18 protein-coding genes are annotated in these 19,198 nt (G+C 52.9%); 6 read left to right on the top strand and 12 right to left on the bottom strand.

What is annotated here, in order from left to right; translation table 11 throughout:
* Nucleotides 1-67: 67 nt before the first annotated feature.
* The 5 genes from IP581_RS17755 to IP581_RS17735 all read right to left on the bottom strand — a co-directional run bounded on the left by IP581_RS17755 (nt 68) and on the right by IP581_RS17735 (nt 6,565).
* Nucleotides 68-1,081: a substrate-binding domain-containing protein gene (locus IP581_RS17755; RefSeq protein ID WP_086873729.1), complete on the bottom strand. Its 1,014-nt coding sequence runs from the start codon at nt 1,079-1,081 to the stop codon at nt 68-70.
* 29 nt (nt 1,082-1,110) lie between these two features.
* Complete coding sequence (locus IP581_RS17750) at nt 1,111-2,520, bottom strand: sucrose-6-phosphate hydrolase (RefSeq protein ID WP_193821018.1); 1,410 nt, start codon at nt 2,518-2,520, stop codon at nt 1,111-1,113.
* Complete coding sequence (locus tag IP581_RS17745; protein ID WP_086873731.1) at nt 2,520-3,890, bottom strand: sucrose-specific PTS transporter subunit IIBC; 1,371 nt, start codon at nt 3,888-3,890, stop codon at nt 2,520-2,522. Before IP581_RS17745 ends, IP581_RS17750 begins: the two co-directional genes overlap by 1 nt.
* A gap of 67 nt (nt 3,891-3,957) precedes the next feature.
* A complete protein-coding gene (locus tag IP581_RS17740; RefSeq protein WP_193821017.1) occupies nt 3,958-5,475 on the bottom strand; it encodes a carbohydrate porin in 1,518 nt (505 codons plus the stop codon).
* Nucleotides 5,476-5,638: 163 nt separating this feature from the next.
* A complete protein-coding gene (locus IP581_RS17735; RefSeq protein ID WP_193821016.1) occupies nt 5,639-6,565 on the bottom strand; it encodes an aminoimidazole riboside kinase in 927 nt (308 codons plus the stop codon).
* A gap of 445 nt (nt 6,566-7,010) precedes the next feature.
* On the opposite strand from IP581_RS17735, the gene IP581_RS17730 reads away from it, so the two are divergent.
* From IP581_RS17730 to hdeA, 3 genes are read left to right on the top strand one after another with little or no spacing between them, the layout of a single operon-like run.
* The gene (locus IP581_RS17730) at nt 7,011-8,396 is read left to right on the top strand and encodes a glutamate decarboxylase (protein WP_193821015.1); all 1,386 of its coding nucleotides are present in this window, start codon (nt 7,011-7,013) and stop codon (nt 8,394-8,396) included.
* 35 nt (nt 8,397-8,431) lie between these two features.
* Nucleotides 8,432-9,958, top strand: a complete 1,527-nt coding sequence (gene gadC, locus IP581_RS17725) for a glutamate:gamma-aminobutyrate antiporter (protein WP_193821014.1) — start codon at nt 8,432-8,434, stop codon at nt 9,956-9,958.
* Nucleotides 9,959-9,999: 41 nt separating this feature from the next.
* On the top strand, nt 10,000-10,314 hold the full coding sequence (gene hdeA / locus IP581_RS17720) for an acid-activated periplasmic chaperone HdeA (RefSeq protein WP_017459357.1): 315 nt from the start codon (nt 10,000-10,002) through the stop codon (nt 10,312-10,314).
* Between the two features lie 51 nt (nt 10,315-10,365).
* Here hdeA and phnE (IP581_RS17715) read toward each other — a convergent pair whose 3' ends face one another.
* From phnE (IP581_RS17715) to IP581_RS17685, 7 genes are all read right to left on the bottom strand, one after another.
* Nucleotides 10,366-11,247, bottom strand: coding sequence for a phosphonate ABC transporter, permease protein PhnE (gene phnE, locus IP581_RS17715; protein WP_193821013.1), 882 nt, complete (start codon nt 11,245-11,247; stop codon nt 10,366-10,368).
* Nucleotides 11,244-12,116 (bottom strand): phosphonate ABC transporter, permease protein PhnE, encoded by an 873-nt coding sequence (gene phnE / locus IP581_RS17710; protein ID WP_086873737.1) that lies wholly within the window; start codon nt 12,114-12,116, stop codon nt 11,244-11,246. Before phnE (IP581_RS17710) ends, phnE (IP581_RS17715) begins: the two co-directional genes overlap by 4 nt.
* A gap of 82 nt (nt 12,117-12,198) precedes the next feature.
* The gene (gene phnD / locus IP581_RS17705; RefSeq protein ID WP_193821012.1) at nt 12,199-13,137 is read right to left on the bottom strand and encodes a phosphonate ABC transporter substrate-binding protein; all 939 of its coding nucleotides are present in this window, start codon (nt 13,135-13,137) and stop codon (nt 12,199-12,201) included.
* 35 nt (nt 13,138-13,172) lie between these two features.
* Nucleotides 13,173-14,015, bottom strand: coding sequence for a phosphonate ABC transporter ATP-binding protein (phnC, locus tag IP581_RS17700; protein ID WP_193821011.1), 843 nt, complete (start codon nt 14,013-14,015; stop codon nt 13,173-13,175).
* Nucleotides 14,016-14,138: 123 nt separating this feature from the next.
* Nucleotides 14,139-14,552, bottom strand: coding sequence for a hypothetical protein (locus IP581_RS17695; protein ID WP_193821010.1), 414 nt, complete (start codon nt 14,550-14,552; stop codon nt 14,139-14,141).
* A 428-nt stretch (nt 14,553-14,980) separates the two neighbouring features.
* On the bottom strand, nt 14,981-15,388 hold the full coding sequence (locus IP581_RS17690) for a MaoC family dehydratase (RefSeq protein WP_193821009.1): 408 nt from the start codon (nt 15,386-15,388) through the stop codon (nt 14,981-14,983).
* Nucleotides 15,389-16,132 (bottom strand): N-acetyltransferase, encoded by a 744-nt coding sequence (locus tag IP581_RS17685; protein WP_193821008.1) that lies wholly within the window; start codon nt 16,130-16,132, stop codon nt 15,389-15,391.
* Between the two features lie 851 nt (nt 16,133-16,983).
* Between IP581_RS17685 and IP581_RS17680 the strand changes: the two genes are divergently transcribed.
* The 3 genes from IP581_RS17680 (at nt 16,984) to IP581_RS17670 (ending at nt 19,163) form a co-directional block, all read left to right on the top strand.
* Nucleotides 16,984-17,367 carry a DUF3592 domain-containing protein gene (locus IP581_RS17680; RefSeq protein ID WP_193821007.1) on the top strand — a complete coding sequence of 128 codons (384 nt, stop codon included), beginning with the start codon at nt 16,984-16,986 and terminating at the stop codon, nt 17,365-17,367.
* 31 nt (nt 17,368-17,398) lie between these two features.
* Nucleotides 17,399-17,770, top strand: a complete 372-nt coding sequence (locus IP581_RS17675) for a DUF3592 domain-containing protein (protein WP_193821006.1) — start codon at nt 17,399-17,401, stop codon at nt 17,768-17,770.
* Between the two features lie 304 nt (nt 17,771-18,074).
* Nucleotides 18,075-19,163, top strand: coding sequence for an ABC transporter substrate-binding protein (locus IP581_RS17670; RefSeq protein WP_086873741.1), 1,089 nt, complete (start codon nt 18,075-18,077; stop codon nt 19,161-19,163).
* The last annotated feature ends 35 nt before the right edge of the window (nt 19,164-19,198 follow it).

Raw genomic sequence — 19,198 nt, 5'->3', positions numbered from 1 at the left:
AAGCCGCCAGTCGGGCTGCATGGTTAAAAATAGAGCAAACAGGAGAGGGCTGAAGGGGAATATTTTCTTATGAGGCGGGGTGGCGAAAGCGCAGCGTGGCGGGCAGCACGCGCTGTGGTGAAGCCGGTTCATTGCCTTCTATCATCCGGGTGATGATATCAAAGCAGTCCTGCGCGAGGCGCGGGACATTCTGCTCCACCGTGTCAATCGGCAGCGTCAGCGAATCATATAAATAGTGATCGTCAAAGCTGGCAATGTGAATATCGCTTTCCAGCATATGGTGCTGGCTCATATAACGCAGCACCCCTTCCAGCAGGCCGCAGGCAGCGGTGAATAGCGCTTTGGGCGGGCGACCCAGTTTCGCGCACAGAGCGGCGAACATCTCATAACCACTGCTTGGATGGTAATTACCGTGAATAATCCACTCCGGTCGCGGGGTAACACCGGCGCGCTCCAGCCCTTGCATAAACCCGGCCAGGCGGTCTTTGGTGGGCGACAGGCGCGGTTGCCCGCCAAGAAAGTAGACTTCATCAGGGTTGGCGCGCGCCAGGCGTTCAACTAATTCGGCGGTCGGCGTCAGCGAATCGGTGATAACCAAAGGGAGCTGGGTGTCATTGATATGTCGGTCAAATAACACCACCGGCAACTGCTCGCTGAGCTTCACATAGTCGGTGTCGTTTTGCATGCTGGAGGCAACAATCAGCCCGTCCACCTGGCGTGCGACCAGGTTGTTGACCACCACCGTTTCCTGGCTGGCGTTTTCGTCGGTACAGGAGATAAGCAGTTGCAAACCGGCTTCGCGGCAGAGATTTTCCAGCTCGTGAGAAAAAACAGCGAAACCGTAGTTGGTGATTTCCGGCACCACCAGCCCCAGCGTGTGGCTGCGGTTTTCACGCAGCAGACGGGCGTGAATGCTCGGCTGGTAATGATGCTGCTGGGCGATGGCCTGCACGCGATCGCGCGTCTCCTGCGCCACGCGTAGCTCTTTGCCGCGGCCGTTAAGCACCAGGCTGGCGGTGGCTTTCGAGACGCCCGCCAGCGCGGCGATATCACTGATGGTAACGCGTTTTGTTTTTCTCACGGTTGTGCATCGGTTAAGGAAACAAGCACTTATTCTACCATGCAAGCACGTAACGACCAGTAGCTGGCCCGCACTTCTGCGTCTCCCGTCAGGGTTAATTGCGCCGGATGGGCCGGGAAGTAGCGGCTGCTCATCACCCCTTCGCCATCGTTGATAAAGATCTCTATGCTTGAGTGATCGCAGAGGATCTGCAACTTATGCGCACATCCGTTCCAGTAACGGTACAGCCATGCGCCGTTTTCCAGGCTGCGGCGTGCAAGGCGCAGCTCATCGCGATGCCATTCGAGGATCAGCGTATCGGCGAAATTCAGTGTCACCTCGCCCGCACTTTCCAGCACCAGTTCCAGGCGCTGCGCACTCAGCGTGGGCATTTTGTGCGCCACGCCGCGATAATCTTGCTGCTCACCGCGCAGCGCCTGCAACTCTTTGACAGGCTGCTGATACAGTTTTCCATTGCGGGAGGTCAGCTCGCGCAGGCAGGTCATCTGATGGATCCAACCGTTGGTAATGGTCGGCTGGCGCATCTCTTCGCCATCCGGCACGCCCATCCAGCCTACCAGCAGGCGGCGTCCGTCGGCGCTGAGCGTGGTTTGCGGAGCATAAAACTCAAACCCGGCGTCCAGTTCATGAAAGTCACCGTGCTGGTAATGTGCACTGGCGTAGTCGAGCTGACCGCTTAAATAAGCGCTTGGGTAAGTGTTCAGATAGCGCTTCTCTTCGCGCGGCAGGCCTTGCGGGCAGCAGATTAAAAACGTACTGCCGTTAAGCGTGAACATGTCGGGGCACTCCCACATGTAACCCGCGTCACCCAGCCCGCCCAGCCCACTACCGGCGATTTCGCCGAGGTTTTGCCAGTTCCACAGGTTTTCGGAACGCAGCAGTAAAACTTTGCCCTGTAATTGCAGATCCTGTGCGCCCAGCACCATGTACCAATAGTCGCCGTGGCGCCACACTTTCGGGTCGCGCACGTGGCCGGTGTAACCGTGCGGGAGCGGGATAGCCGGACCGAGCTTGTCGAAGCCGCCCGCGCTGTTTTGCACCGCCAGGCATTGCCAGGCGGTGCGCGTGCCGTCGTCGAATTTGACATTGCCGGTATAACAAAGCGTCAGGACGCCATTGTTATCAACGGCGCTGCCGGAATAACAACCGCTGCGGTCGTACTCTTCATCGGGCATCAACGCGACAGGTTCATGCTGCCAGTGCACTAAATCCGCTGAACTCCAGTGCCCCCAGCACTTGTGCTGGTGCTGGCAGCCCAGCGCGTTCCACTGGTAGAACAGGTGGTAGCGCCCGGCAAAGTGGATAAACCCGTTTGGATCGTTGAGCAGCCCGGTGGCGGGTGCCAGATGCCAGCCAGGGTAGTGGCTGTCATTCAGCGCCTTCGGTTGACCTTTCATCACCGCCTGTAAAATGGCGGGTAGCAGCGGTTGTGAAGCCATTATTCAGAATCCGTTTTGTATTTCAGCAGGTAAGAGATGACAAAGGCGACGCTAAAGGCGATAGCCATGCCGATAATATAATTCAGCAGCGAGCTGGCTTGCACAATCGCCATTCCAGGCAGGCCGGTCAGGCCAACCGCCGTCATATAGACATGCACCGACACCACCCACGCACCGCCGACCGCGCCGCCGATAAGTGCGGCGATAAACGGTTTTACAAAGCGCAGGTTGATACCGAAAATTGCCGCCTCGGTAATGCCGAGCAGGGCAGAGAACGCCGAGGGCAGGGTTATCGCCTTAATCTTCGCGTCTTTGGTTTTAAACCATACCGCCAGACACGCGCCGCCCTGCGCCACGTTTGCCATCGCCCAGATTGGCAACAGGAAGTTAACGCCAATCGACGGGTTACCCAACAGCCCGGCTTCAATAGCATGGAAGCTGTGGTGTACGCCGGTAATCACAATCACCGAATATAAGCCGCCGAACAGCAAACCGGCCAGCCATCCGGCGTGGGTGATAAGCGTGCTGAGCACAAAGGAGATGCCGTCGCCGAGCGCGCGACCCGCCGGGCCGATAATCAACATGGCGACAAAGCCGGAGATAATCACCGTCAGGAACGGCGTGAGGATCAGATCCAGCGCATCCGGGATCACGCGGCGCAGTTGTTTTTCCAGCAGGCTCATAAACCACACTGCCAGCAGCACCGGAAATACTGTGCCCTGGTAACCGATCATCGCCACTTCAATGCCGAAGAAATTCATGGTGTGGAAGCCGGCCGCCACGCCCCAGGCGTTGGTCAGCGCCGGGTGGGTCAGAATGCCACCCAGCGTTGCGCCGAGGTACGGGTTACCGCCAAACTCGCGCGCGGCGGTAAAGCCAATCAGGATCGGCAGAATGATAAACGCCGCCGAGCTGAACATGTCGAGCATGATATAGAGCGCGTTGTCGGCGTTCACCCAGCCGTAGGTTTTCACCATTCCCAGCAGGCCCATCAGCAGACCGGAGGCGACAATCGCCGGAATAATCGGCACGAAAATGTTGGAGAGCAAACGGGCGATTCGCTGGAACGGGTTCAGTTTACGCGCGGCAATGTCTGCCGCTTCCGATTTACTGGTTTCGCTGATCCCGGCTTCGGCAATAAACGCGGCGTAGACTTTGTTCACTACGCCTGTACCAAAGATAATCTGCAACTGACCAGCGTTACGAAAGCACCCCTTTACGCCGTCGACTTTGCCAATCGCGGTAGTATCCGCTTTCGCGTCTTCCACCAGCACCAGGCGCAGGCGTGTCGCGCAGTGCGCGGCGCTGGCAATATTGTCCTTGCCTCCCAGTAGCGGCAGTAGCGACCGGGAAATTTGTGCAAAATCCATAAAAACCTCTGTTTTATCGTTTTTGTGGGACTAACCGGCAAAAATGGCCCCCGAAGGAGCCGTTTCATCAGAACCAGGTTTCCATTTGTACCCCGAAGTTCCATTCGCCGCCGGCCTTGAAGCCGTCGCTGCCAAAGGCATCGGAGCTCGCATATTTATCCAGACGATGATCCCAGTCCATCCAGGTGGCGAACAGGCGGATTTCCGGGCGTTTAAGGAATTCACCCACATCGCTGGCTTTCAGCGTTGGGGCGACGGTGAGTTTGTAGAAGTTGCCGCTGACCGCGTTGCGGCCGTTGTAACCTTCCGGGCGCAGATCCATGTACTGGTAGCTGCCCTCATACTGCATTTCGAAGTTTTCGGTAAAGCCCTGAATCAGACGTACGTTGGCGGTAGCCCATTGATAACTGTCGCCTTTGACATAGCGATCTTTGCTGGTCTGCGCCAGCAGCGCCGGGGCAATATGCCAGCCGCCGCCGAGCGGCGTAATACCATAGCTGGCAAGACGCCAGGTGTTGGCTTCCGGCAGCAGCGCACCGTCGGAACCGATCGATTTCACTTCCGCGCCCAGGCCGTGACCATACAGCAACGCGGTTTTCGCCGACCCTTCGCGCAGGCCGTAGAAGCTGTCGTTATGCAGGCCGAGCAGGGCGTGCACACCGGTGTTCGCCGCATCGCTCTTCACTTTGTTGCCGTCGAGATCGAGGCGGTCGTCGTTGTCTTTGGCGCGCATGCCGCTCACCATCAACTGCACCGGACCGTAGAAGTTATTCAGCGAGAGAATGTAGTTCTGCGCGGTGTTTTCGCTGTTTTCGATATCGCCAAAAGTACGCCCGTAAATCGAGACGTTGCTGCGCGCGTTGTCGCTCCATTTCATGTCGTAAACACCCGCGCCGGTCCCGGCGAGGAATACCACATCGGAGTCGATCCAGTGAATGTCGAAATTGTCGCGATCAAAGCGTTTACCGGCCCAGACGGTGGAATCTTTAAACGCGCCGCTGAAGCTTGGCAGATGGCCGATTTCAGTAAATGCCTGGCGCAGGTTGAGATCGCTTGAGGAGGCCGTCCAGTCGTTATAGGTGCGCTGCCCGTCGGCGAGCATCACTTTAAAGCGCGTGGTCGCACCGTTCGCCAGCGTCTGTTTATGCTCAAGGTTCATCTCAACATAAGTATCCGGCTCATTCCCCAGACGACCAATGTGACCACCGGTTTCGCCCGCAGGCGTCACCGTTGGGCCACCCTGGGTTTTGGCGGCGGAGTTGTTCATCAGCAAGCCGGAGCGGGCGTAACCGTGGAACTCAAATCCGCCTTCGTCAGCGGCTTTTTGTTCCAGTTTGGCGATGCGCTGCTCAACCGGGGCGGTGGCAGTCTGGTTTTTTTGCTGGGCGGCGGCCAGCTGCTGTGCCTGTTTTTCGGCAGCCTGCGCACGGTTTTCGGCGGCCTTAGCGCGCTGTTCTGCGGCTTGCAGGCGCTGTTCCAGTGCGGCGAGACGCGCTTCGATGCTGCTCATGCTGGGGTCGGCGGCGTGAGCGGCACCGGCGCTTAATATCAAACCAAGGGTTACGGCGAGCGTGCTTTTTTTCATCTTTTTGCATCCCTAAGGAAGAGCCATCATCACAGAGTTATTTTGCTAAACCGGTTTAGGCTTCGAATCATAATCAAGCCCATTTTCTCCGCGCAATGAAATTTGCTAAACCGGTTTAGTGAATGTGAGACGGCTCGCAAAACGAAGCGGCAAGCCCGGCTGGTCAGCGGCACTGCTCTATAAGCTGGTGGTGATATGGCAGGGCGGTCATGGCACCTTTGGCGGTGGTCGCCAGCGCGCCGCAGATCTGCGCGCTGGCAAGCCGCGCGGACAACTGCGCTTCACAGTCCGGCAGGCCGTGCTCCGCCAGCCCCCACAACAGCCCGGCGACAAAGGCGTCGCCTGCGCCAGTGGTATCGACGCTCACCACCGGCAACGTGGGGTAGTGGAAAATTTTGCCGCTGTGCCAGGCGGTTACGCCCGCTTTTCCTTGTGTCACCAGCAGCAAGCTGATGGCATAACGCGTCGCCATGGCTTGCATGCTGGCTTCCAACTGCGTGGAACCGGAAAAAAACGCCAGTTCCTCTTCAGAGAGTTTCACCACATCGGCCAGCGTTAAGGCCTGGCTCAGGCAGCGGCGAAGCTGCGTGGCATCTTTCCAGAGATCCTGGCGGATATTGGGATCGAAGCTGACAAAGCCGCCCGCGCTGCGTACCCGCTGCATGGCAGAGAAGGTGGTGGATCGCGACGGTTCTGCCGCCAGCGCAATTGAGCAGCAGTGTAGCCATTCGCCGCGCTGAAATGCTGGCAGGTCGCTTTCGGCAAGAAACAGGTCGGCGCTGGGGCGTACCATAAAGGTAAACGAACGTTCACCGTCATCGTCCAGCGCTACTACCACCGTGGAGGTGCGATGCGCCGGATCGGCGTGCATAAACGTAGTATCGACCTGTTCTGCGGACAGCGTTTGTTGCATAAAACGACCAAACGGATCGTCACCGACGCGGCCGATAAACCCGCTATTTCCCTGCAACCGCGCAACGCCGACCGCAACATTCGCCGGTGCGCCACCGGGGCACTGCATTAAATGCCCCGGTGCTTCCGGCAGTAAATCCACGACGGCATCGCCCAGACACCAGACTCTGGCTGACATGCTTTTCTCCTGACAAATAGTATTGCTAAAAATTAACTAAAACGGTTTAGCAAATCAATGGCGTTTTGTCTGTTCAACGATTTTTTTAACTCTTGTTATGGGGGCGAATTCTGTGCGGAACATAAAAGATATATCAGATAAAGAGAGTTATATGCAGTCGAAAAATAACGATTTGCAGCCATATAAGATCTGAATTCATCTCATAAAATATAAATTAAGGAAATCAGAGTGGTTATTTATATCAGCAGGTTACCTGTTCCTGTAAATAAATATGCATTTCGCCTGTTAATGTTTTTTTCTTTTAAAATCAGCTTAATGGTGTGCCGTTTTTATTCATTTAATGATTGGGTAAGGAAATTCCATTGGTTTGAAAAAATAAAAAGCAGGGTTTATAGCTTTCTCAGTCATAACGAATGAGCGAATGCACCCATAAAGGAGAGGGCACATGGATGGGCAATATCCTGGCATAGATGATATTTACGCCTCACTGGAATTATCTTCGTCCCTGGAAAAACACCACTTCCCCGCGAAAGAACAGGATCCGCGGAATGTCTTTGCCGCAGTACACGACGAATTGATGCTTGACGGTAACTCACGACAAAATCTGGCAACCTTCTGCCAGACATGGGTCGATGATGAAATTCGCACATTGATGGATTTGTCTATCGACAAGAACATGATCGATAAAGACGAATACCCGCAAACGGCCGAAATTGAGTCTCGCTGCGTACATATGCTGGCCGATTTATGGCACTCGCCGGAGGCGGAAAACACGCTCGGCTGCTCGACAATTGGTTCATCAGAAGCGGCAATGCTTGGCGGCCTGGCGCTTAAATGGCGCTGGCGAAAAAAGCAGGCTGCCGCAGGCAAACCTACTGACAAACCAAACCTGATTTGCGGGCCAGTGCAAATCTGCTGGCATAAATTTGCCCGCTACTTTGATGTTGAGCTGCGTGAAATTCCCCTTCAAGGCCAGCGTTTAGTGTTGAACGCCGAAGAGGTGATCAAGCGGGTGGATGAGAACACCATTGGCGTTGTCCCGACGATGGGCGTCACCTTCTCATGCCAGTATGAGCCGGTAAAAGCTGTGCATGAGGCACTGGATAATCTGCAACAGGAAACCGGTCTTGATATTCCCATCCATGTGGACGGTGCCAGCGGCGGGTTTCTGGCGCCGTTTTGCGCGCCGGATATTGTGTGGGATTTTCGCCTGCCACGGGTGAAATCCATTAATGCCTCTGGTCACAAATTCGGTCTTGCGCCGTTGGGCGCCGGTTGGGTGGTATGGCGCGAGGCCGCCGATTTGCCGGAAGAACTGATTTTTAATGTTAACTACCTCGGCGGCAACATGCCGACGTTCGCCCTCAACTTTTCACGACCTGGCGGGCAGGTCATTGCCCAGTATTACAATTTCCTGCGTCTGGGGCGGGAAGGCTACACGAATATTCATCACGCCTGTTACCAGACAGCGCAGTATCTGGCGCGGGAAATCGACAAGCTTGGGCCGTTCAAAATCCTGTTCGATGGCGACAGTCAGCAAGGCATTCCCGCGCTGGCGTGGACGCTGCGCGCCGAGCGAGCCATTGGCGGATACACCCTTTATGACCTTGCCGATCGCCTGCGCAGCCGTGGCTGGCAAGTGCCCGCCTATTCAATGCCAGCCCATCGCGAAGATTTGGTTATTCAAAGGGTGCTGGTGCGCCACGGCGTAAGCCATGATCTCGCCAGCTTGCTGGTGGACGATATTAAGCGCGCACTTGACTACTTTTCCCGGCATCCGGTCATCAACCCGCTCAGCGCGGAAGAAGCCAGTGGTTTTAATCACGCCTGAGGCCTGGAAAGCCTCGTTATGAAAGGAGAAGTGCCATGGAGGCGGTGAACAAAAGTGTGCCGGCTAAGACATTATCCATGATGGGTTTTTTTGCGATCACCGCATCCATGGTGATGGCGGTGTATGAATACCCGACGTTTGCGACATCGGGTTTCAGTCTGGTTTTTTTCTTATTACTGGGCGGCATCTTATGGTTTATCCCGGTTGGCCTGTGTGCGGCTGAAATGGCCACGGTTGAAGGTTGGGAAGAGGGCGGGATCTTTACCTGGGTAGCAAAAACGCTGGGCGAACGCTGGGGGTTTGCGGCGATTTCGTTTGGTTATTTGCAAATCGCGATCGGTTTTATCCCGATGCTCTACTTCGTACTGGGCGCGCTGGCGTATATCCTTGACTGGCCAGCGCTGAACAGCGATCCGCTGACGAAAACCATCGCCGCGTTAATCATTCTGTGGGGGCTGGCGTTTACCCAGTTTGGCGGCACGAAATATACCGCGCAAATCGCTAAAGTGGGCTTCTTCGCCGGCATCCTGCTGCCTGCGGCTATCCTCGTGGTGCTGGCTATTACTTACCTCCTTAGCGGTGCGCCGCTGGCCATCACCTTTGATATGTCGACATTTGTCCCGGACTTCACCCGGCTCGGTACGCTGGTGGTTTTTGTGGCGTTCATTCTGAGTTATATGGGCGTCGAGGCGTCGGCTACGCATGTTAACGAAATGAACAACCCCGGGCGCGACTATCCGCTGGCCATGATCCTGCTGATGATCGCCGCGATTTGCCTCAGTTCGATTGGCGGCTTGTCTGTCGCGACCGTGATCCCACATAACGAGATCAACCTTTCTGCCGGGGTTGTGCAAACCTTCAGCGTGTTAATTACCCATTACGGTGCAGGGCTTTCATGGGCCGTAAAAGTAATTGCTGCTCTGCTGGTACTGGGTGTGCTGGCGGAGATCGCCTCATGGATTGTTGGCCCGTCTCGCGGCATGTATGTCACCGCCCAGCGAGGCATATTGCCTGCGTCATTCGCCAGCGTGAATAAAAACGGCGTGCCGGTAACGCTGGTGGTGAGCCAACTGTTGCTGACATCCGTTGCGCTGGTGGTGCTCACCAACTCGGGGGGCGGCAGCAATATGTCCTTTTTGATCGCGCTGACGCTGACGGTGGTGATTTATCTGTGTAGCTATTTTTTATTGTTCCTGGGCTATATGCAGTTAATTTGCAAACAGCCACGCCTCAAGCGCACTTTTCATATTCCCGGTGCCAAAGGATTCCGCCTCGCGGTGGCGGGGCTGGGCTTTTTGGTTTCGCTACTGGCCTTTATCGTCTCTTTTTATCCACCGGCCTCGATTGGCGGCGAAAGCGCCGACGAGAAGTACATCACGCTGCTGGTTATCTGTTTTGTGATTGTGCTGATCCTCCCCTTTCTGGTCTACGCGCTGCATGACAAGCGCGGTAAACAAGGCACTGTGACCCTGGTCGCCATCACCACGGATAATGCGCCGAAAGGACATTTCTTTATCCATCCACGCGCGCGTTCACCGCATCATTTAGCCCCTAAGGAATAGCAGTTTTTTCAATGATATGAGTCATTAATAAGGAGAAGTGAATGAAAACAACCGTTAGCATCATCGTTGGCAGCTTGCTGCTGGTTTCCGCTGCGACACAGGCAGCCGATAAAGGTAAACCGGTGAATAGCTGGACATGTGAGGATTTTCTCGCGCTGAAAGCCTCTTTCCAGCCAACGGCCATCGGCATTGCTGAAGCCTTAAATAGTAAGGACAAACCTGAAGAAGCGGTGGTGGATGTTCAGGGGATTGAAACGGTGACGCCCGCCGTGATTGAAGCCTGCAAACAGGACAAACAAGCCACCTTCAAAAGCAAAGTGGAGGGCGAGTGGGACAAACTAAAAAAGGATATGTAAACGCGAAAATTTATTATGGCTAACCTGCCGGGGCATTGAGGCCCCGGCATCTTACTCCGGCTTAAACAGCGGCACTGTTTTGCCGGTAATATAGCGTCGGCGCAGCCAGGCCGACGCGCTATCCATCAGCATGACGACCGCCACCAGAATAACGGTGATAAACATCACCACATCCCAGTTCCACAGCCGCATATTCTCGGCATAAATCAAACCAATCCCGCCCGCGCCAACAAAACCGAGCACCGCCGCCGAGCGGGTATTGGACTCAATTTGATACAGGCTCAGCGCCAGAAACGTCGGGAAAGATTGGGTAAATGTGCTGAAACGGTGTTTCTGCAAACCTCCTGCGCCCACGGCGGTTAAGCCGCGTCCTGGTGAGCGATCCACCGCTTCGTGGCTTTCGGCGTACAGCCGACCGAGCAGGCCGGTGTCCTGCATGATAATCGCCAGCACCCCGGCAAGTGGCCCAAGCCCGACGGCGCGCACGAAAATCAGCCCCCAGATCGCCATATCAATACCGCGCAACATATCGAACAGGCGGCGCACGAAAAAGGCGATAACGCCCGCAATGCCGCCTTTCATGATGTTGCGCGCGGCAAAAAACGATAACAACAGCGCGAATACCGTGGCGGTCAGGGTTCCGGCAAAGACAATCGCCAGCGTAATGCCAATCTGCGTGAAATAATAGCCAAACGGCCAGTTGAGGAAATCGTGCCAGACGAACATCCGCAACATATAGCGGCCAATCTGCTGCATGCCGGTCAACGCCTGTTCAACAGGAATGCCGAACTGCATAAAAAACCACACGTAATAGAGCACTACGGCGAGGGCAATCAGGCCAATGCGGCGCAGATAACGCCCCTGCGTCTGGAACAGTTTTCGGTTTAATTTGCGGCTCAATTCCACATTCGGTACGGCTTGCCAGTTGGTCACTTTTTCCCCTCCAGTACCCACTGGCGCAAGCGGCCAGAGAGCGTATCAAGCACGAAAACGACGATAATAATCAGCAGTAGCGTGATGCTGACTTGATCGTAACGGTCGAGTTTGATGTTGGTCATCAACTCCTGACCAATGCCGCCTGCGCCGACCAGCCCAAGAATGGTCGAGGAGCGAAAGTTAATTTCAAGGCGCATAAAGCCATAAGAGAGAAAAATCGGTTTTACCTGTGGCCACAACGCGAAGCGAATGCGTTGTAAATGTGTCGCGCCGCAGGAGGCTAGCCCGCGCACCGGCCTGTCATGCGTACTCTCGACCGCTTCATAAAACAGCTTGGTCAGGCTACCAACGGTGTGCAGCGCCAGCGCCAGAAATCCGGGGATCGCCCCGATGCCAAACGCCATCACGAAAATTACCGCCCACGCCAGTTCCGGCATCGTGCGTAAAAAGGCGACCAGCGTGCGCACGGCAAAGCGTACCGGCGGAGGAGACCAGGTGTTGCCCGCAGCCAGAAAGGCCAACACGGCGGCGATAACGAAGGAAACCAGCGTTGCGGCCAGCGCCAGTTGCAGGGTTTCCCAAATCAGCGGGAGCTGGATCGGCAAACGGTAGCCCCAGTACGCCAGCGAGCCTTTGGTGTGGCTGTCGGCAAACAGCACCGGCCAGTGCAGTGTCGGCACCGTTTCCAGCATGTAATCCATAAAGTTCGGCAGCGAATGCCAGATGGTGGCGAGATTGAATTCTGCCGCGTTACCGGCGGCGAAATAGAGCGCCAGCAGCACCAGCGACCAGGCGACAGTGTCGCGCTTCTGGCGCATTCGGACTTGTTGATAGTAGTGCTCAAACTGCGTATTCGACATGTTCATGCGTAGCAGTAGATCCTGTATGACCCGCGAATAAAAGCCCCTGGTTTTCACGCAGGGGCCGGAGAATCGATGCGGCGAAGGATTAACGCGCGCTAACCAGTTCGCGTTTCATCTCGATAATCTGTTTAAAGTCATCCACGCTGCCGGGACCGATATGCTGCGTACCGCCCATCGCTTTCACGAAGCAGGCGTGGTTATCGGTATCCAGTTTTTTAACCGCGGTAATCACTTCGGCTTTGAAATCCGCCGGCAGGCTGTTGCTCACCAGAATCGGGCCATTCGGGATCAGCGGCGATTCCCAGATGATGCGGATCTCTTTCATCAGATTCGGGTGATCCATGCGGATCAGGCGGTTAAACGCCCCGACGCTGTAGCCGGTGTTGTAATCACCCACCATTGAAGTCCATGTTACAGCGCCAGCGAACTGACCGTTCAGCACGCCGAGGATGTCCTGCTCGTGACCACCGGAGAAGGTGACGCTGGAGAAGAAGTTGTTGTATTTATTATCCGCGTTACCGCCAAACTTCTGTTTGAAGGCGTAGTTCGGGATCAGGTAACCGGAGGTGGAATCCGGATCGGCGAAGCCAAACGCTTTGCCTTTCAGATCTTCCAGTTTTTTGTACGGGCTGTCGGCTTTCACAATCACCACCGAGTGGTAACCGCGCGACTTGTCTTTGTCATCCACCGCGATACCGACGATATCCACGGCTTTCGGGTTATTAATATAGACGGAGGCGTAAGAAGAGGGCGACATGCTCAGCACCACATCGACTTTTCCGCCCAGCAGACCCTGAATCACGCCCGAATAGTCAGACGAATTGCGCAGCTTGGTGTCCACGTGCAGTTCTTTATCCAGAAATTCTTTCACGCACTGGTTATCACCAATTTGTTGGGTTGCGTTCTGGCCCCCCAAAATCCCCAGATTTAATTCCTTCGGCTGCTCAGCGGCCGCCTGCCATGCCAGCAGAAGTCCTGTCATCAAAGCCGATAAACGTAATGCGCCAGAAATATGCTTTTTCATTGTCATTGCCTGTGTCGTCTCATTGGAAGGAATAATTAATGCAATTGACTGATTTCATCGCCGTACAACGCCTGCAGCACGTCCTGCGTTAACCGGGAGGGATGATCGTCAAAAATGATCCGTCCCTGGGAAACGCCGATAACGCGAGTGCAATACTCTTTCACCAGCTCCACCGAGTGCAGGTTCACCATCACGCTGATGCCTTGCTCGCTCACTTCGCGTAATACGCCCATGATGCGCTGGGTATTTTTCGGATCCAGCGACGCGACAGGTTCGTCCGCCAGTAAAAGAGAGGGGTTTTGAATCAGCGCGCGGCAAATGGCGACACGCTGCATCTGCCCGCCGGAAAGCGTTTCGGCACGCTGCAAGGCATGCGGCAGCATGTTCAGCCACTCCAGCAAGGCGATTGCTCTGGCGCGGTCTTCATCGGTAAAGACTTTAAACAGGGATTTCAGCGTCGACGTCTGGCTCAGCCTGCCGAGCAGCACGTTGGTTAGTACATCGAGGCGCGGCACCAGGCAGAAGTCCTGGAAAATCATGCCGCACTGGCTGCGCCACTGGTTAAGTGCGCGGCCTTTCAGGTGCGTGACATCGCGCGGTGTGCCCACTTCCGGGAAACTTAAAATCTCGCCAGCGGTGGCGCTGTGTGTGCTGTTTAGTACATGCAGCAAGGTGGATTTCCCTGCGCCGGAGCGTCCAATCACGCCCACCATCTCACCGCTGTGCAGATCAAAACTGATGTCGTGTAGCACAGGCTGGTGCGCGTTATAGGCTTTGCGTAAGTTCTTCACGCTCAGCACCTTTTGCTTCGGCACCGTGTTTAATTGATGCAGAGACGAATAGTGGTCTTCAGAGATTTCTGCCAACGCGCTGTTCATAAGTCGTCCGGATTTTTCATTAAACTGGCGACCATTAAGAGCACGGGTGATGATCGTTTTATGACGAAAAAGCGAACAAATAATGAACGTGGGTGTTTGGCTTAGGTGCTTGCGCGCGGATCTTTATTTTAGGCAATCGATGGTGAGGTATTTTTTCCAGCCCGGTGCGCGGTGAACGGCTGGCGGATCGGCAAAGAAAGGAAAACGCAGACGGGCTGTGAGGGATATTTTTACCCTCCATTCGGCTTCGCCGAGAAAGTGAAAGGTTATTTCCTCCTCTTTGACCGACAAATTCTCAAAATAGCCGCTAGCCCACGCCTGACCAATACGCACAATCTCTTTCACACCATGATTGATATCTATCAACACCATGGTCAGCCGCTCTTCAAAAATAATACCGTCGGTGAGAAACAGCAGATAATGGCGTGAATCGATTTGTACCGCAGCTTCCAGCACCAGGCCTGGAACGATGATATTTGTAGCGAACCCCGCCAATAACAACTGTCGAACGGGCTTGTGAGAACTCGGTTGCTTCATGAACTGCGATGATTGCTACGTTATTGGCTTCGTGCATGTGTGACTCCGCGATACTGAGCATTATTTTAACTTCAGATTATTCTTATCTATAAGCCGGTCAAAGTGAGTATTCTGTGTAAGCTTTTGTGTATGAAACAGCGAAATAAATACCCGGAACCGTTAGCTGAACATTCTATAAATTAATGTAATAACGGTTTGGTATTTTCTTGGTTGTCCATTGATAGTTATAGAAATAACACTATCAAAAAGACGAAGACGGACGATGTAATAGAAGATGCTAGCTTTTACTTAACAGGCGAAATGTATAAGCTTGATGCACTGAATATGGTAAATATTTGAGCTGCGCCATAAATTATATAACGGAGGAATCAGAATAATATACCCCCGTATATTTGTATTTTAATAATCACAATTATGTGGGAGTGTTTTTATAATGGCATATAAATTTCAGCTTCGCCAGTAATCACTTTTGAATTCCCTACTTTGCAGTAGGTGTTAAAAAATATACGCCTTTTTTCAATGTCGATATCTTTAATCTCAACTGTAGCAACAACAGTATCTCCGATATAAACGGGTTTCCTGAATTTCGTGTTTTGAGCTACGTAAACGCAACCTTCTCCAGGAAGTTTAGTTCCAAACAGAGCAGAAAAGAAACTTGTGCTAAACATCCCGTGTGCGATACGTTTTTTATAACGAGAAGAGGCTGCATACTCTTCATCCATATGCACAGGGTTACGATCTCCTGACAGGGCGGCAAAGCTCTTAATATCGGCGTCAGTGATAGTTTGTGAGTAGGATGCAGACATTCCCACGTGCAAATCTTCAAGTTTGTACATTTAATTAACTTCCTTGAGCCATTGTTCAACGACCTCCTGAGGATAACCTCTGGAGAAATGTTTCCTCCAGGGATAGGCAGGCTTACGAGACCCATCTCTAAGTTTCAGCCTGCTTGCTGGCCCAACGCAACGAGCGGGGTTTCCCACATAAATCATGTCAGCTTCGGTTTTGCCTGATAGGCAGGAATGAGCACCGACTAAGCAACCCTGAGCAACATGAGTTCCTGGTAAGATCACTGACATGGTTGCAATTACTGCGAAATCCTCGAGGGTAGCACCCAATAAAACATCACTTGGTGGATGTGGATCATTGGTAAGAACGACATAAGGGAAGATCCAGACATAATTACCAATCTTACTGTGTTGACCGATATGAACATTACTGTGGGTTCTTACGTAATCACCAATCTCACAGTGTCCCTGGATGTCGGAAAGCGTGCCAATCTGAAAGCCTTTGCCAGCGTTAGTTTTTTCACGAACAGTAACCCGATGTCCGGTTATTAAACCATCACCAAATGTAGACCCTTCATAAAAAACGCTGTGCGAACGGATGTGTGAGTTTTTACCGATTCTTAATTGTTCGCCACCTGATAATTTGTTAGCAACACCAATTTCACAATAGGATTCAATTACGGTGTTTTCTTCAATAATCACATTATCATTAATGGTCACAAAGTCACCAATTGACACGTTATCCCGGATAACCGCTTTATCAGAAATGATACAGTATTTTCCTACCTTCATTATCGATCCTCTTGCATCAAACTGCCTGTTTTGTATAGGGGAATCAAATACCATAGAACACCTATGACGACAAGGTTTTTGGAAAAAACGTTACACGTAGCGGAAGCAGTAAAATATCCTACCATCATGATGTTTAGGAGGGGAATAGATGGCAGTCATTGCTTTTATCCACGCAACAACAATCCACCAAAACAGCGATTTGTAACTTCATCTACTCGCAAGAGTGAACCGTTACTGCTTTTTTGAAGGCGGCATTAGCGGAAAAAATACCAGCCGCACTGATTCTAAAAGCGTTTAAAGAGCGTTGATGGCGGAGGCACCTTTATTGCGCAGAAATTAGACTGGTTGGGACAAAGCGTAAAGAACTGGATAGCACTGATATCGGAGCTAACACGCATGCGATGCCCACTTTCACTCTTTAACAAACACTTTTGATATAAGCAATGACATGGGGGCTTTACCTACTTGATGTCAGCTCTGACAGAGATGTAACACGAGCGATTGTCTAACGGAGACTTGCTGGACTGGCAGTGGCCAGAGCAAAGGAACGCATAGGTAGATTAACCAACGTCTTAACACCGCATGAGCAACATCAGAATGGATTGCTATTCCTTAAGGTATACACACCGCGCAGCAGTTGGTCATTATATACGGTATTTGATTATCTACACTTTACTGGTACTTCCCGGTAGATAATCAAAGGAAGGAGCACACAGTGCATCACCTAAAGCTTTTGAAAAGAAAAATGTGCCGTTGGATTACAAGCAGGTTGGGGTTTTACTAGAGTCCGGAGCGTTGCGGTGGAGTTCTAAGGCTTTAACGCTAATAGTTTAAAATGATGGAGCTGTAAAATGGAATTCAGATGGATGTATCTCGTTTACCTCTTTATCGCTGTTGTCGCCATTCGGGTTTTGATCATGGTCGGCTCGATGGTGATACCGGGTATTCGACAAACAATGATGGAATCAGATGTGCGTAAAAATGGTGTTGGCGTTGGAGCTACTATTGTCTCCAGGAGTCGTGCTGGTTCCTTTGAGGGAGGGCTACCCGTTTACAGGCTGACTTTTAAATTTAAAACGCGTGAAGGTGTTGAGGTTGAGTCGAGTCTTGAACGCCCGTTAGCGGCAGAAGACGTTATGCAATTTGAGCCCGGAAATGGTGTCACACTTAAGTACGATCCAAACGATCCTAAGCGTATTGCACTGTCCGATCGCCCTTTAATTTTAGGCGATTAAAATCAGCTTTGGTGAGCCAGGAAATAACCTTATGCCGTACCATCTGGACTATGTTGTTTTTACCGTCGTTGCCGCCCTGGCGGCATTTCTGCTTTATTACGCGACGCGCTGGATCCGCCAGCTGTTTATCGAAGCCCATGTGATGAAACACGGCATCGGTGCGAACGCCGATATTATTGCCCTTAAACGCACCAACTGGATGGACAGACGCTCTGTCTATTGTGAACTGGTGTTGCGCTTCAAAACCCGCGAGGGGCAGATGGTGCAGGCGAGCGTGTTTCAGTTCCTGGATAGCCGTGAAGTTGTGCGCTTTGCCGAGGGCAACGGCACGACCGTGAAATACTCGCCGCAAAATCCGCAACATATTGTGCTGTATGATCGCCCGCTGATTTTAGGCGATTAATATTCCTGTCAGCGATCTCGCAGGCGTTATAAATAAAAATAGATATCGCCTGAGTTAATTCTCTTTCGTCCTCATATCGTCTTTTTAATGCATCTTTATCACTCCGCGATGAAAACCGGGGCTGATCTATCTGGCTGATCTGTAATGCTTTAACGCATCGGTACGCGTGATTCTGCAACGTCAGTAATTAAATCCCGCCAGCGTCACAAAACCTGGAAAAAACAAGCGACTGCGTTGCACCGGTTGAAATGCACGCTATATGTTAAATTTGTGTTTAAAAAAATGATACCAAAGGGGTTTGTTCATGGATAAGAAATTCACTGTTCTGGCCGTGGCGCTGGCGGCGCTCTTTTCCGGCGCCTCGCTGGCTGCCGTGCCTCAGGGGTATCCGGCGGATTACCAGAAAATCGTAGACGCAGGAACCAAAGAAGGCAAAGTTGTTATTTACTCCACCACCGATACTAAAGCCGCAGGCCCGCTGATCAAGGGTTTTGAGGCGCAGTATCCGGGCATTAAAGTGGAATATAACGATATGAACAGTACCGAACTGTACAACCGTTATCTTAGCGAACAGGCGTCCGGCGGCGGCAGCGGCGACGTGGTCTGGAGCTCCTCAATGGATACCGCGCTGAAACTGGCCACTGACTATGCCGCTGAATACGCCTCGCCCGAGCTGGATAAACTGCCCAAGTGGGCGGTCTGGGAGAAAAAAGCCTACGGCACCACCTATGAGCCGGTGGTCTTTATCTATAACAAACGCCTGATCCCGGCAGGTGATGTGCCGGATTCACACATCGCGCTTGGCAAACTCATCGCCAGCCAGACCGACAAATTCAAAAGCAAAGTCACCACCTACGATATCGAAAAATCCGGCCTCGGCTTTATGCTCGCCGTGGAAGACAGTAAGCACGACAAAGACTATTTCACCCATCTGGCGGATGTGGCGAAGGGCGGTTTAACGGTGCAATCCTCCACCGGCACCATGATGGAGCGCGTCTCTTCGGGTGAAAACTTAATTGGCTACAACATCCTGGGGTCGTACGCCGAAGCCCGCGCGAAAGGGGATAACTCGCTGGGCATCTCCTACCCGAAAGATTACGTGCTGGTGCTGTCGCGCGTGTCGTTTATCAGCGCTGAAGCGGAGCACAGTAACGCCGCGAAACTGTGGTTTGACTATGTGCTTTCTGAAAAGGGGCAGAGCATTCTTGCCAACCAGGCGGATATCCCCTCGCTGCGTAACGATATTGAAGGCAAAAACGACATCGACGGCATGACCAAACAGCTGGGCGACGCCCTGAAGCCGATTGCGGTGGATGAGTCGCTGCTGGAGTATCTGGAGCCGAAAAAACGTCTGGAATTTATTAAACAATGGCGCGCTGCCGCCGCTAAATAACGCCCTGACGGGTTGTGCGCCGGTTTTGCGCACAA

It is taken from the genome of Kosakonia pseudosacchari (assembly GCF_015167415.1).
GTDB lineage: Bacteria > Pseudomonadota > Gammaproteobacteria > Enterobacterales > Enterobacteriaceae > Kosakonia > Kosakonia pseudosacchari.
The sequence above is the reverse complement of the archived record's forward strand: the minus strand, read 5'-3'. Positions and strand labels throughout refer to the sequence as shown.

Coding starts and splice junctions, on each gene's coding strand:
- IP581_RS17750 (WP_193821018.1), bottom strand. CDS start 2,520: ATGGCTTCACAACCGCTGCTACCCGCCATTTTACAGGCGGTGATGAAA.
- IP581_RS17745 (WP_086873731.1), bottom strand. CDS start 3,890: ATGGATTTTGCACAAATTTCCCGGTCGCTACTGCCGCTACTGGGAGGC.
- IP581_RS17740 (WP_193821017.1), bottom strand. CDS start 5,475: ATGAAAAAAAGCACGCTCGCCGTAACCCTTGGTTTGATATTAAGCGCC.
- IP581_RS17735 (WP_193821016.1), bottom strand. CDS start 6,565: ATGTCAGCCAGAGTCTGGTGTCTGGGCGATGCCGTCGTGGATTTACTG.
- IP581_RS17730 (WP_193821015.1), top strand. CDS start 7,011: ATGGATGGGCAATATCCTGGCATAGATGATATTTACGCCTCACTGGAA.
- gadC (WP_193821014.1), top strand. CDS start 8,432: ATGGAGGCGGTGAACAAAAGTGTGCCGGCTAAGACATTATCCATGATG.
- hdeA (WP_017459357.1), top strand. CDS start 10,000: ATGAAAACAACCGTTAGCATCATCGTTGGCAGCTTGCTGCTGGTTTCC.
- phnE (WP_086873737.1), bottom strand. CDS start 12,116: ATGAACATGTCGAATACGCAGTTTGAGCACTACTATCAACAAGTCCGA.
- phnD (WP_193821012.1), bottom strand. CDS start 13,137: ATGAAAAAGCATATTTCTGGCGCATTACGTTTATCGGCTTTGATGACA.
- phnC (WP_193821011.1), bottom strand. CDS start 14,015: ATGAACAGCGCGTTGGCAGAAATCTCTGAAGACCACTATTCGTCTCTG.
- IP581_RS17695 (WP_193821010.1), bottom strand. CDS start 14,552: ATGAAGCAACCGAGTTCTCACAAGCCCGTTCGACAGTTGTTATTGGCG.
- IP581_RS17690 (WP_193821009.1), bottom strand. CDS start 15,388: ATGTACAAACTTGAAGATTTGCACGTGGGAATGTCTGCATCCTACTCA.
- IP581_RS17685 (WP_193821008.1), bottom strand. CDS start 16,132: ATGAAGGTAGGAAAATACTGTATCATTTCTGATAAAGCGGTTATCCGG.
- IP581_RS17680 (WP_193821007.1), top strand. CDS start 16,984: ATGGAATTCAGATGGATGTATCTCGTTTACCTCTTTATCGCTGTTGTC.
- IP581_RS17675 (WP_193821006.1), top strand. CDS start 17,399: ATGCCGTACCATCTGGACTATGTTGTTTTTACCGTCGTTGCCGCCCTG.
- IP581_RS17670 (WP_086873741.1), top strand. CDS start 18,075: ATGGATAAGAAATTCACTGTTCTGGCCGTGGCGCTGGCGGCGCTCTTT.